Source organism: Streptomyces parvus (assembly GCF_014648875.1).
Classification (GTDB): Bacteria; Actinomycetota; Actinomycetes; order Streptomycetales; family Streptomycetaceae; genus Streptomyces; species Streptomyces parvus.
Window position 1 is genome coordinate 1 of record NZ_BMRY01000011.1, and the last position, 13,147, is coordinate 13,147.

Consider the following 13,147-nt stretch of genomic DNA (forward strand, 5'->3'; position numbering starts at 1 on the left):
CCCCCCGACGCCCCGCCACAATGACGTCGCGTCCGGTGTGTACCGACGTCACCACTGGTTCATCCGGGGCTCGTTGGATGTCACGAGCCGCATGCCAGCCGCTCGGCCCACCCACTCCCCGTGGTCGACTCCAGGAGGCACACCATGAGCAGCGTTCGGCGCCCCGCCCTCTTCACCCCGGTGCTCTCCCGGTGACCGGCCGGGTTCCCGCGCCGGCCAGACGAAGTCTGCTGTACGCGGCGGCGGCCGGGATCACGGCGGCCTTCACCGCGGCCCCGCACGCGTCGGCGGCCCCGCGCCCCGCGCCCGGTCTCCCGCGCGCGGGCGCACCCTGGACCACCTCGTGGGCCACCGCGCAGACCGCGCCCACTGCGGACGACCCCCTCGCGTCGGCCGGTCTCACGGACGGCCTCTGCACGACCCGGCTGCGGCTCTCGGCGGGCGGCCAGGTCCGCCTGCGGTACGCGCACGCCTTCGGGACCGCGCAGGTGCTGGTGGGCCCGGTGACCGCCGACGGGCGACCGGTCACCTTCGGCGGGCGGGCGCAGGCGTGGCTGGCGGCGGGCGCCTCCCTCACCAGCGACCCGGTGGCGGGACTCCGGGTGGCGGACGGCTCCCTGCTGACCGTCGGCACGCGGCTCCCGGGCCCCACCGGCCCCTTGTCCTTCCACCGCAACACCCATGCCTGGCACACCGTCGACGGGGTGCGGACCCGGTCCGTGTTCCTCCTGACCGGGGTCGAGACGACCGGGGCGCGCGGCCCGGTCCTCGCCGTGCTGGGCGACTCCATCGCGGAGGGCTCCGGCACGCCCGACGACGCGGACCTCCGCTGGCCCGACCAGCTGGCCCGCAGGCTGTCCGGCTCCGCCGTCGCCAACCTCGGCATCAGCGGCAACCGGCTGCTGCTCGACAGCGAGCGCTTCGGGCCGAGCGCCCAGGCCCGCTTCGACCGGGACGTGCTGTCGCTGCCGGGGCTGCGGACGGTCCTGGTGCACCTGGGCGTCAACGACCTCCACCATCTGCCGGTCGAGCGCGACCCGGCGCGGATGGTTGCCGCCTACCGCCAACTCGCCCTGCGCGCACGGTCCGCCGGTCTGCGGGTGGTGGGCGCCACCATCACCCCGTTCGAGGGGTGGACCCGCTGGACGCCGGAGGCCGACGCGGTACGGCGGGAGGTCAACGAGTCCCTGCGCACCGGGCGGGTCTTCGACGCCGTCGCCGACTTCGACGCGGCGCTGCGCGACCCTGACCGCCCGTCGCGGCTGCTGCCCGCGTACGACAGCGGCGACGGGCTGCACCCGGGCACCGAGGGTCACACGGCGATCGCCGCCGCCGTGGACCCCCGGCACCTGCGTTAGGGCCTGTCGTCAAATTCCCGTCGTCGCCCGCAGGGCGGCCGGGCGGCGCATGGTGCGTGCGATCGCAAGGCGCCGGAATGGTCTCGTAGCGGAGCTACTAGGGCATTTCGGCAACGCCGCGAGCGGGCGTGCCAGGCGTCGCCCGGCAGGCGGGAATTTGACGACAGGCCCTAACGGGCGCCCCTCACTCCCCCAGCGCGGCCATGGCCGCGTTGTGGCCGGGGACCCCGCTGACCCCGCCGCCACGTACCGCGCCCGCCCCGCAGAGCAGCACATTGGCGTGCGCGGTCTCCACTCCCCAGCGCCCGGTGCCCTCGTCCGCGTACGGGAAGGAGAGGTCGCGGTGGAAGATGTGGCCACCGGGCAGCCGCAGATCGCGCTCCAGGTCGAGCGGGGTCTTGGCCTCGATGCACGGTTCACCGTCGGCGTCGAGGGCCAGGCAGTCGGTGATCGGCTCCTCCAGGTGTGCGTCCAGTTCGGAGAGCGTCGCCTTGAGCAGGGCGGCGCGGGCGGCGTCGTTGCCGGCGGTGAACAGCCGGGCCGGGGCGTGCAGACCGAAGAGGGTGAGGGTCTGGTAGCCGCGGGCTGCGAGTTCGGGGCCGAGGATCGTCGGGTCGGTCAGCGAGTGGCAGTAGATCTCGGAGGGCGGGGCGGTGGGCAGCCGGCCGGCCGCCGCGTCCCGGTAGGCGTCGGCGAGCTGCCCGTACCCCTCGGCGATGTGGAACGTGCCCGCGAAGGCCTGGCGGGGGTCGACGGACCGGTCGCGGAGCCGCGGCAGCCGGGTGAGCAGCATGTTCACCTTGAGCTGGGCGCCCTCGGCGGGCGGGGGCGGGGCGTCGCCGAGCAGGGCGGCAAGAGCCTGCGGGGAGGCGTTGACGAGCACGCGGCCCGCGGCGACGACGTGCTCGCCGTCCGGGGTGCGGACGGTGACCTCGGCGGCGCTCCCGTCGGTCTCGATACGGGTCGCCTCGTGCCGTACGCGGATCTCGGCGCCCGCCGCCCGGGCCGCCCCGGCCAGGGCGTCGGTGAGCGCGCCCATGCCGCCGACAGGGACGTCCCAGTCGCCGGTGCCCCCGCCGATCACGTGGTAGAGGAAGCACCGGTTCTGCAGGAGCGAGGTGTCGTGGGCGTCGGCGAAGGTGCCGATCAGGGCGTCGGTGAGGACGACCCCGCGCACCAGGTCGTCCGTGAAGTTCTCCTCGACGGCCACGCCGAGCGGTTCCTCGAAGAGCATCCGCCAGGCATCCGCGTCGTCGATCCGCTCACGCAGCGCGTCGCGGCCGGGCAGCGGTTCGGTGAGCGTGGGGAAGACGCGCTCGGCGACCCGCTGGGTCATCCCGTAGAAGCGCTGCCAGGCCGCGTATTCGCGTTCACCGCCGGTGAGCGCGGCGAAGGAGTCCCGGGTGCCCTCGCCCGCGACGAGCAACCCGGTGGGGCGGCCGTCGCGTACGGCGGGGGTGTAGGAGGAGACGGTCCGCTTGCGTACGGCGAAGTCGAGGCCGAGGTCGCGGACGATCTTGTCGGGCAGCAGGGAGACGAGGTACGAGTAGCGCGAGAGCCGGGCGTCGAACCCGGCGAAGGGGCGGGTCGAGATCGCCGCTCCCCCGGTGGTGCCGAGCCGTTCCAGGACGAGGACGGACTGTCCGGCGCGCGCGAGGTAGGCGGCGGCGACCAGGCCGTTGTGGCCGCCCCCGACGATCACGGCGTCGTAGCGGTCCCGGGCGGGCGCGCCGGGCCCGGAGGCATCCCGGGGTCCGGGCTGACCTGCGGATGTTCGGGATGCGGGGCTCTGAGGTGCGGGCATGCACCTTCGTAACACGGCGCCCGCCGTCCCCACCAGAGCGGCGGCTCTCCCCGGACGCCCTCTATGCCTGCGCGAGCCGCTCCAGGCAGTGCGCCTCGTCGTCGCGGGCCGCGAGCGTCTGGGGGTGGTCGGGGCCCAGCGTCCGGGTGCGCGCCTCGGCGACCTGGCGGTAGGCGACGAGGGCCTCGCTCCACCGGCCGAGCCAGCCGAGCCCGGCGGCGACCTCCCGGCGGCTGACGACCGTGTCGGGGTGGTCGGGGCCCAGGGCGCGTTCCCGGAGGGCGCAGACGTCGCGCGCCTCGGCGAGCGCCTCCTCCCAGCGCCCCAGCCGCCCGAGGTTGACCCCGAGGCCGTGGCGGGCTCGCAGTGTCTCGGGGTCGGCCGCTCCGGCGGTCCGGGTACGGTCGGCGACCAGGGAGCGGTACAGCTCCAGGGCCTCCGTGTCGCGGCCGAGCCGGCCGAGGCTGATGCCGGCCTCGTAGCGGGCGGCGAAGGTGTCGGGGTGGTCGGCGCCGAGGACGTCGGCACGGGACCGGGCGACGTCCTGGTAGGTCGCCAGTGCCTCCGCCCAGCGGCCCAGCCTGCCCAGGGTGTACGCCACTTCGTAACGGGTCGCGAGGGTGTCGGGGTGTGTCGGGCCGAGCACGCGGGCGCGGGCGTCGGCGACTTCCCGGGCCAGCCGCCAGGAATCCTCGGGCCGCCCCAGCCGGCAGAGGGTGAAGGCCAGGTTGTGCCGGCAGCGGAGGGTGTCGGGGTGGTCCGGGCCCATGACGCGTTCGCGGACGGCGAGGACCGTCTCGTACAGCTGGTGGGCCTCGGCGTGCCGGCCGAGCCGGCCCAGGGCGTGGGCGGTCGCCTGCCGGGCGGCGAGCGTCTGGGGATGGTCGGTGCCCAGGGCGCGTTCGCGGCCCTCGGCGACCCGGGCGAATTCGTGCAGCGCCTCCTCGGCCCGGCCCGTACGGCTGAGGGTGAGGCCGATCTCGTAGTGGCTGGCGAGGGTGTCGGGGTGGTCCGGGCCGAGGACGCGGCCGCGCTGGGCGGCGACCTCGCGGTGCACCTCACCCGCCTCCTCCCAGCGGCCGAGGCGGCCGAGGTCGATGCCCGTGCTGTGGCGGCCCTCAAGACCGGCGAGGAGGTCCGGGGCGGGGGGCGCGGCCGACACGGAGACGAAGGAACCGGTGTGCGGGGCGGTGGCGCGCGCGGTGGTCCACTGCCCCGTCAGCCCGGCGGCCGGGTCGGGGCGTTCGGCGTGCGGGCCGGCCGCTCCGGTGGCCCGGTGCCCGGCGGTCATGGACCGGGTCCAGGCGGGCAGCGCCCTTTCGCGCGGGGCCGGCGGCAGCCCGGCGCCGGGCCGCGCGAGGGGGCCCGGTCCGAGCGCGGGCTGTTCGCCGGTCCGGCCGAGGACGATGCGGCGGCGCAGGTCGCCCGCGTCCACGGGCCGCTCCTCGGGGGCCTTGGCGAGCAGGTCGAGGACGACCCGGTCGAAGAAGCCGGGCAGTTCGGCGCGGTGGGTGCGCAGCGGTTCCGGCGGGGTGTCGCGGTGGCCGACGAGCACGGCCCAGGCGTCCTCCTGGTCGAACGGCGGTACACCGGTGGCGATTTCGTACAGGACGCAGCCCAGCGAGTAGAGGTCGCTGCGGTGGTCGACCTCCTTGCCGCTGATCTGCTCCGGCGACATGTAGTGCGGGGTGCCCATGGCGAGGCCGGTGGTGGTGAGCCGGGAGGTCATGCCGATGTCGTGGCCGAGGCGCGCTATGCCGAAGTCGCAGATCTTCACCGTGCCGTCGGTCAGCCGCATGATGTTGGCGGGCTTGAGGTCACGGTGGACGATGCCCTGCTGGTGGGTGTAGCCGAGGGCGTCGGCGACCTGTTCCGCGATGTCGACGACATGCTCGACGGGCAGCGGGTGCTGCTGGTTCTCCTCCAGCAGCTGGCTCAGGTTCTGCCCGTCGAGCAGTTCCATGACGAGGTAGAGCACGCCCTCGTACTCACCGAAGTCGTGCACGACGGTGACGCCCCGGTGCTGGAGGGAGGCGGCCACCCGGGCCTCGCGCCGGAAGCGCTCGCGCAGGACACGGGTGAACGCCTGGTCGTGCTGGGGGCCCATGGGTTTGAGGCATTTCACGGCGACCTGACGGCCCAGCGACTCGTCGAGGGCGCGCCACACCTCGCCCATGCCGCCGCGCCCGATCAGTTCGAGCAGCCGGTACCGGCTCTGGATCAGCCTGGTGTCCGCCATCTGCCGTTTCCCGCCCCCGTTGTTCCCGTGTTCCCAACCGCTGTGCTGTGCCCTCCCCGGCCCTCCAGTATGGCTGCCGGTCCGCGGAGTGTGTACGCGGCGGGGCGGTCCACCGCATGCGCGTGCCCGGACGCTCCTGGGACAATGGCCGCACGGGCGATCGGGAGACCTTCCGGACGACAGGAGACGCGAGGACCATGATCCCCACCGAACAGCGCGCCACCGCGATCGTCCCCTCGCTCGTCGAGGAGGCCGTGGCCGCGCCCTCCATGCACAACGCTCAGCCGTGGAAGTTCACCCACCGCTCCGGCAGCCGCCGCCTCTCCCTGTACGGCGATCCGGACCGAACACTGCCGGTCGGCGACCCGGACCAGCGCGCCCTGCACATCGGATGCGGGGCGGCGCTGATGAATCTGCGGGTGGCCGCCGCGCACCGCGGCTGGACGGCTGTCACCGAGCTGCTGCCCGATCCCCACGATCCCTGGCATCTCGCCGACGTCCTGCTGGAGGAGAGCCCGGGGGCCACCGACCTCCGGCTGGCTGATCTGCAACCCGCCGTGCGGCGTCGGCGCACCAGTCGGCTCCCGTTCTCGGACGAGCGGATCCCGCCGGAGATCTGGGACGAGCTGAGCGCGGCGGCGCTGCTGGAAGGGGTCCGGCTGATCGTGCCGGGAACCTGGCACGCCGACGCCGTCGTGGACCTCGTGCACGACGCGGAGCTCCTGGAGTCGGCCAACGACGCGATGCGCGCCGAGATCATCACCTGGACCCGCACGGGCCGGGCCGGGGAGGGCCCGGCCACCGAGGGTGTCCCGTCGTACGCGTTCGGCCCCCGCCAGCACGGGACGACGGCCCCGGTACGGGACTTCGACGTACCGCACAGCTCTCCCGCCCGAGCGGCCGCCGTGTTCGAGGAACGGCCGCAGACGGCCCTGCTGGGTACCGCGGCGGATCTGCCCGTGGACTGGCTGCGGGCGGGCCAGGGAATGGAGCGCGTGCTGCTGCAGGCCACGCTCGACGGGCTCGCGACCTCCTTGATCTCGCAGCCTCTCGAATGGCCCGAGCTCAGGGACCTCGCGCGTGATCCGCGTTCCCGGACCGGCTTCGTGCAGATGGTGTTCCGCTTCGGCTACGGGCCCGGGGGCCCTGCCACGCCCCGGCGGCCGGTCTCGGAGGTCCTTGAGGTCACGTGAGACGGGCTCGTCCCGTCTGCCGGAGGAAGCGGATGTGCTCCGCGCCGTCAGCCGGCCTCGCCCGGGGCGTCGGGGACGACGATCTTGCGCCCGGTGATCCGCCGGGGCGCGAGGACCATGACGTGCTCGCGCTCGGCGCCCGCCCACGGGGTCGAGTACGCGGCCTCCCTCAGCTGCCGCGCGGCCTCCTCGTCCGTGACGGCGTGCACGGTTCCGACGAGCAGGACGCTCCAGCCCTTGCTGAAGGCGTCGTCGATGTGGTCGGCCTCGAGGGCGATCTCGGTGTCGTCGGCGGTGGCCAGCGGGGAGTCCTCCGCCGTGCTGAACACCACCTCGCCGTCGCTCACCTGGTAGTTCACCGGCAGGACGACCGGCCCGTCGCCGAGGGTCAGGGCCACCCGCCCCACCCCGTGGTCACCCAGCAGCGTCCAGCACATCGCTTCGTCGAGTTCAGCCATCCGGGCGCGCCGGGCGCCCCGGCCCGCGCCGCGCGGCAACTCGACCGCCCCGCCCGTCAGCTCCAGGACCGTGGTCTCCAGCGCGTCGGCGAGCCGGAGCAGGAAGCCGACACCCGGGGTCGCGGACTGCTCCTCGACGTACTCGATGTAGCCGGGCGCGGCGCCCGCCCGCAGAGCTACGTCCTGCCGGGACAGGCCGAGCTGCAGACGGCGTGCCGAGATGCGCCGGCCCAGGTCGCCGCCGGCCGACTGCGGTGCTGAGGGCATCGCGGGGCTCCTTCACTGTCGACGTGCGTCCCCCCGGCTCACGCTAACCAGGACCGCGAGCGGTCGCAGCGCGGAGGCCCGTCGTACCCTTCCCCGAGTTCACCTGCCCCGGGGAGATTCGCTTGTCCGTCCGTGCTCGGCTCCGTGCCACCGTGCCCGCTCCGCTGCCCTCGCCCGAGGCCGGTCCCCCGGAGATCACTGGGCCGCAGGGGCGCCGACTGCTCGTCCAGCGGAGCGACGACGCGATCGTGGCCCAGCCTCTGGACGACGCCTTCGCCGCCCGCACCGGAGCGACCGTCCGTTTCCCCGCGCCGTGGCCGCGGCACCGTGGCACGTGGGAGGTGGCGCCGGACGCGACCCTGGCCGTCTTCGCCGGGGTCCATGCCGTGCGCGCGGTAGATCCGTCGGGGGCGACGCGCTGGGAGGTCCGCCACGGGTGCTGGTCCGGCCGCTGCGACGAGATCCACGAGTCGTACGAGTCCTACGCGGACCGGCGGGACCACCGGTACCCCGAGAGCGGCTCGGTCGGCTTCTCGGCGGACGGCAGGCTCGTCTGGGCGCACGTACGCGGCCCGTTGCCCGGGGGTGAGCTGAGCCCCGACACGGCGGATGAGTGGCTGGTCATCGACGCCGGGGACGGTCGCGTGCTCGCGCGGGCGGACGCCGAAGCGGCGGCGGCCGGCAGCGCTCACCTGCCCCATCCGACGGATCCCGCGCAGATGGGGCTGAGTATCGGCGAGGGCCAGGACGGCGCGCCGCTGCGCTGGGGCCGGTGGGACGGGAAGGAGCTGACCCTGGACGGCGACCTGTGTCTGCTGAGCCTGAGCCCGTCGGGCGACCGGCTCATGACCGTCTCCCACGACCAGGACTCCCTCGCGGTACGGGACTCCCGTGGCGCCGTCGTCGAGGCGCTGGACTGGGACGCCGGCGCGGCGATACCCCGGCACCCGGAAGCTCCCGCCGACACCGAGGAGGACGAACTGCCCGTCTGCTGGGACTGGGCCGGCGGCTTCCTCGACGAGACGACCCTGATCGCGTCGACCACCGAGAGCGACGAGGACTGCGGGCAGTACCGGCACTGGCTGGTCGACACCACGGCGGCACGGCACTTCGTGCCGGTCGACTACCCCTCACCGGTCTCCTGCGAACCGACCGCGCTGGGCGGCGGTTGCTGGTCGACGCTGTCCCCGTCCCGTGACGTCGTCCACGTCTGGAGTCCCGACGGACCGGAAAGCTGATCCCGGCCGTCCGGCCGTCCCGACAGGGCTTTCCCCGCCACGAGGCCGTACGACACGGCATCACCGCCGCACGCGCGGCATCCCCAGCCCGACCCACGAGATGATCTCGCGCTGGATCTCGTTGTTGCCGCCGCCGAAGGTGAAGATCACGGCCGAGCGGTAGCCGCGTTCCAGTTCGCCGTGGAGCACCGCGCCGGCCGAGCCCTCCTTCAGCGCGCCCGCGGAGCCGACGATCTCCATCAGCCAGGCGTACGCGTCCCGGCGGGCCTCGGAGCCGTAGACCTTGACCGCCGAGGCGTCCTGCGGGGTGAGGGTGCTGTCCTGGAGGGCGGCGACCATCTGCCAGTTGAGGAGTTTCATCGCGTCGAGGCGGGTGTGGGTACGGGCGAGCAGGGTGCGGACCCAGCCGAGGTCGATGACCCGGCGGCCGTCGGCGAGCTTGGTGTCGGCGGCCCAGCGCTGGACGTTGTGCAGGGCGCGGACCGCCATCGTGCCGTGGGCGGCGAGGGTGACGCGTTCGTGGTTGAGCTGGTTGGTGATGAGCCGCCAGCCCTTGTTCTCCTCGCCGACTCGGCGGGAGACGGGGACCCGGATGTTCTCGTAGTAGCTGGCGGTCGTGTCGTGCGAGGCGAGGGTGTTGATCAGGGTGCAGGAGTAGCCGGGGTCGCTCGTGGGGACGAGGAGCATGGTGATGCCCTTGTGCGGCGGGGCGTCGGGGTCGGTGCGCACCGCGAGCCAGACCCAGTCGGCGGTGTCTCCGTTGGTGGTCCAGATCTTCTGGCCGTTGACGAGGTAGGTGTCACCCTCGCGGACCGCCCGCGTTTTGAGGGCGGCGAGGTCGGTGCCCGCGTCCGGTTCGCTGTAGCCGATCGCGAAGTCGATCTCCCCGGCCAGGATTCCGGGCAGGAAGTGGGCCTTCTGTTCGTCGGTGCCGTACTGCATGATCGTGGGGCCGACGGTGTTCAGGGCCATCAGGGGCAGCGGTACGCCGGCCTGGGCGGCCTCGTCGAAGAAGATGAACTGTTCCATCGGGGTCAGGCCCCGGCCGCCGTACTCCTTCGGCCAGCCGACGCCCAGCCAGCCGTCGGCGCCGAGCCTGCGGACCGTGTCGCGGTAGAAGCGTTTCTGGGCGGCGGGCTCCGCGTAGCGCGCGTAGGCGTTGTCGGGTACCAGGGCAGCGAAGTAGGTCCGCAGTTCGGTACGCAACCGCTGCTGCTCAGGCGTGTATTCGAGGTGCACGGCCCCTCCAGAGTCTCGCGTCGGCGTCGTCCGTGTGCGGCGGCGCACACAGTAGAACCTGTTGCAAGAATCTGGAAGGGCCGGGGCGTGGGGTTCGCCGTCAGCGCTTGACGGCGCGCAGGACGACGAACTTCGGATCGCCCGCGACCGTGGTGCAGTTGCCGAAGATCCGGCGCAGGTGCGTGTGGTACGAGAGGTGCCGGTTGCCGACGACCCACAGCTCGCCGCCCTGCCGCAGCGCGGTCCGCGCGCCGGCGAACATCGCTCGGGCCGTGGCGTCGGTGGTCGCCATGTGGGAGTGGAACGGCGGGTTGTTCAGCACCAGGTCGACGCTGCCCGGGTCGAGGCCGGCGAGTCCGTCGCCGACCAGGAAGTCGGCCTTCGCGCCGGCCGGGGCCCCGGCCCGGAAGGTCTCCTCGGCGGAGGCGACCGCCCCGTAGGACTCGTCGACGAAGGTGACGTGCGCTTCGGGGTTGGCGACGGCGGCGGAGAGCCCGACGACGCCGTTGCCGCAGCCCAGGTCGACGACCCGGACGGCCCCGCCGCGGGTGGGCAGGTGCTTCAGGAAGAAGCGGGTGCCGATGTCGAGGCGGTCGGCGCAGAAGATCCCGGCGTGGTTGACGGTGGTCAGGCCCGAGACGGGGCCCACGTCGGCGGGCAGCTCGTAGCGGTACGGCCAGGGGCTCGGCGTACGCGGCAGCTCGGGGTCCGGGGTGCAGAAGATCAGCCGCGCCTTGCGCACGGCGAGGGAGGTGCGGGTCGGGCCGATGATCCGCTCGAGGAGCTTCAGCGTGGAGGTGTGGATCTCCTTGACCATGCCGGTGCCGATGATCACGGTGCCGGCGTGGACGGCGGGCGCGATCCGGTGGAGCTGGTCCTCCAGGAACGCCAGGGACTTGGGCACCCGGACGATCAGGACGTCGACCCGGTCCGGCGGGGTGTCGCGCGAGGACAGCAGCCGTACGGCGTCCTCGTCGATGCCGTTGCGGGCCAGGTTGGCGAGGGTGGCGCGCCGGGCCAGGTAGGAGTCGCTGATCTGCACGGGCCGGTGCGCGGCCAGCGCGGTGGCGAGCGCTCCCCACCGGTCCCCCACGACGGCGACCGTCCCCGAGAGGTCGACCGGGCCCGCCTCGGGGTCCGTCAGCTGCCGGAGCAGATATTCGTCGGCGGCGTCCCACGCCCGGAAGGGGTCGCGCGGGTGCTCGGGGAAGCGGGCGAGATCGAACGTGCCCTGGGGGATCGTCAAGCGGTTCATAGGTGACTCAGGCTAGCCGAGGGAGCCGGGGGCGCCCCACACGCTCCCCGGCCCCTCGGCCGCGTTCACCTCGGTGTACGGAGCGGCGTACGGCTCCGAACACCCGCCCGGCGGGTGCCCCTGCGGGCCCGGGCGGGGTGTGTCATGGCAGTTGTTTGTCGATGGCCGACCGCCCCTCGGCGGCCAGCTTGCGCCGCGCCCATTCCAGGGTCTCCGGCGTCAGGTCCCGCCCGGAGGCCAGCACCAGGTCCTCCGGGCTCGGCCGGTCGCTCGCGCCCGTGTGCAGGAGCCGGTCGGGCGTGATGCCGCCCGGCCCGGCCAGGGCCTCGGATACGGATTCGGACTCTTCGCTCATGCCGCCTCCTCGTCCTTGCGGCAATTCTCACCCCCTGCGGACCCAGCCGCATCCGATGAGCGCGCGCCCCTTACCCGGAAGGGTGAATCAGCCCTTGGCGGGCCCGGGGAGTGGGCAGAAGAGGGAGATCGTTGCCCCAGAACTCCCGAGGCGGGTGCCCATGCTCCACGGTGTCGACGTCAGCGCCTATCAGCCCTCCTACGACACGGACGGTCTCGACTTCGTCCTCATCAAGTCCACCGAAGGCCGCAGCTATGTCAATCCGCGTATGGACGCGCAGGTGAAGCGCGCCAGGGACGCCGAGTGCGTCGTCGGCTTCTACCACTTCCTCTGGCCGGGGAACGTGGCGGACCAGGTCGACTACTTCCTGAGCAGGACCCCCGAGAAGGCGGGCGATCTGCTCGCGGTCGACTGGGAAGAGACCGGCGGCGGGACGCGGGCGAGCAACGCGGACAAGGACCGGTTCATCCGCTCGGTGAAGCGGGAGCGGCCCGGTCACCGGGTCCTGCTGTACTGCAACCGTTCGTTCTGGCTCAACCACGACACCACGAGCTACGCGGGCGACGGGCTGTGGATCGCCGATTACGTCGCCGCGGGCAAGCCCCGCATCGAGGCGGACTGGCGCATCCACCAGTACACCGACGATCCGCTCGACCGGAACGTGGCCGACTTCGCCTCGGTGCGGGCCCTGCGCGACTGGGCGGCCGGATAGCACCGAGGCACAACCCCTCGCGGACGGCCGTCCGCGAGGGGCGACGACAAAGCGACTCTTGACCTGCACATGATAGGTACAGAGTGTTCACACCTGGGCCACGGTGCGTGTGGAAGGCTCCCGGCTGACCACCTACCGAACGGCCGCCGCGCGAGCACCCCCACCCAGGGTCCCGCCGCGGCGCCCGCGTTCCGGAGAGGACACCCCACATGTCCCGTCGTCACTCGTTCTACGCGCGTCCACTGCTGACCGCGGCCGCCACCGTCACCGTGCTCGCCGGCACCGCGGCCGCGGCCCCCGCGGACGCCTCGCCCGGCCGGTACACCGCCACCGCCCCCGCCCTCGACGACACCTACTACCAGGACGCCGTCGGCAAGACCGGCGCCGAGCTGAAAGCCGCCCTGCACACGATCATCAGCGACCAGACCAAGCTCTCCTACAGCCAGGTGTGGGACGCCCTCAAGGCGACCGACGAGGATCCCGCCAACTCCTCCAACGTCGTCCTGCTGTACACCGGGCGCTCCCAGTCCAAGAACGACAACGGCGGCAACTCGGGCCAGTGGAACCGGGAGCACGTCTGGGCCAAGTCGCACGGCGACTTCGGTACGTCGACGGGCCCGGGGACCGACATCCACCACCTGCGGCCCACGGACGTCCAGGTCAACTCGACCCGGGGCAAAAAGGACTTCGACAACGGCGGGAGCGAACTCGGCTCCGCGCCCGGCAACTTCACCGACAGCGATTCCTTCGAGCCGCGCGACGAGGTGAAGGGCGACGTCGCCCGGATGATCCTCTACATGGCCGTGCGCTACGAGGGCGACGACTCCTTCGCCGACCTCGAACCCAACGACCAGGTGAACAACGGTTCCGCACCGAAGATGGGCAAGCTGTCCGTCCTGAAGCAGTGGAGCCAGGAGGACCCGCCGGACACCTTCGAGAAGCGCCGCAACGACGTCATATTCGAGCAGTTCCAGCACAACCGGAACCCGTTCATCGACCACCCCGAGTGGGTCGGCGCCATCTGGTAGT

General features: G+C 73.0%; 11 protein-coding genes. 5 read left to right on the top strand and 6 right to left on the bottom strand.

Going from position 1 to position 13,147, the window contains the following annotated elements; translation table 11 throughout:
* The first annotated feature begins 191 nt into the window (after positions 1-191).
* Complete coding sequence (locus tag IE140_RS28530) at positions 192-1,358, top strand: SGNH/GDSL hydrolase family protein (protein WP_093444646.1); 1,167 nt, start codon at positions 192-194, stop codon at positions 1,356-1,358.
* A 184-nt stretch (positions 1,359-1,542) separates the two neighbouring features.
* On the opposite strand, the gene IE140_RS28535 is transcribed toward IE140_RS28530, so the two are convergent.
* Entirely contained in the window at positions 1,543-3,162 is a 1,620-nt protein-coding gene (locus tag IE140_RS28535) for a phytoene desaturase family protein (RefSeq protein ID WP_229826934.1), read from the bottom strand.
* Positions 3,163-3,223: 61 nt separating this feature from the next.
* The gene (locus IE140_RS28540) at positions 3,224-5,401 is read right to left on the bottom strand and encodes a serine/threonine-protein kinase (RefSeq protein ID WP_150194885.1); all 2,178 of its coding nucleotides are present in this window, start codon (positions 5,399-5,401) and stop codon (positions 3,224-3,226) included.
* 197 nt (positions 5,402-5,598) lie between these two features.
* On the opposite strand from IE140_RS28540, the gene IE140_RS28545 reads away from it, so the two are divergent.
* On the top strand, positions 5,599-6,594 hold the full coding sequence (locus IE140_RS28545; RefSeq protein ID WP_150194883.1) for an Acg family FMN-binding oxidoreductase: 996 nt from the start codon (positions 5,599-5,601) through the stop codon (positions 6,592-6,594).
* A 47-nt stretch (positions 6,595-6,641) separates the two neighbouring features.
* Here IE140_RS28545 and IE140_RS28550 read toward each other — a convergent pair whose 3' ends face one another.
* Positions 6,642-7,319 carry a helix-turn-helix domain-containing protein gene (locus IE140_RS28550; RefSeq protein WP_150194881.1) on the bottom strand — a complete coding sequence of 226 codons (678 nt, stop codon included), beginning with the start codon at positions 7,317-7,319 and terminating at the stop codon, positions 6,642-6,644.
* Between the two features lie 122 nt (positions 7,320-7,441).
* Between IE140_RS28550 and IE140_RS28555 the strand changes: the two genes are divergently transcribed.
* The gene (locus IE140_RS28555; protein WP_150194879.1) at positions 7,442-8,557 is read left to right on the top strand and encodes a hypothetical protein; all 1,116 of its coding nucleotides are present in this window, start codon (positions 7,442-7,444) and stop codon (positions 8,555-8,557) included.
* 60 nt (positions 8,558-8,617) lie between these two features.
* Here the strand turns inward: IE140_RS28555 and IE140_RS28560 are convergent, their stop codons facing one another.
* From IE140_RS28560 to IE140_RS28570, 3 genes are all read right to left on the bottom strand, one after another.
* On the bottom strand, positions 8,618-9,796 hold the full coding sequence (locus tag IE140_RS28560; RefSeq protein ID WP_093445394.1) for an acyl-CoA dehydrogenase family protein: 1,179 nt from the start codon (positions 9,794-9,796) through the stop codon (positions 8,618-8,620).
* Positions 9,797-9,896: 100 nt separating this feature from the next.
* On the bottom strand, positions 9,897-11,051 hold the full coding sequence (locus IE140_RS28565; protein ID WP_150194877.1) for a methyltransferase: 1,155 nt from the start codon (positions 11,049-11,051) through the stop codon (positions 9,897-9,899).
* 142 nt (positions 11,052-11,193) lie between these two features.
* A complete protein-coding gene (locus IE140_RS28570; RefSeq protein ID WP_030721010.1) occupies positions 11,194-11,406 on the bottom strand; it encodes a hypothetical protein in 213 nt (70 codons plus the stop codon).
* Positions 11,407-11,566: 160 nt separating this feature from the next.
* On the opposite strand from IE140_RS28570, the gene IE140_RS28575 reads away from it, so the two are divergent.
* Complete coding sequence (locus tag IE140_RS28575; protein WP_093445396.1) at positions 11,567-12,118, top strand: GH25 family lysozyme; 552 nt, start codon at positions 11,567-11,569, stop codon at positions 12,116-12,118.
* 209 nt (positions 12,119-12,327) lie between these two features.
* On the top strand, positions 12,328-13,146 hold the full coding sequence (locus tag IE140_RS28580) for an endonuclease I family protein (RefSeq protein WP_150194875.1): 819 nt from the start codon (positions 12,328-12,330) through the stop codon (positions 13,144-13,146).
* The last annotated feature ends 1 nt before the right edge of the window (position 13,147 follow it).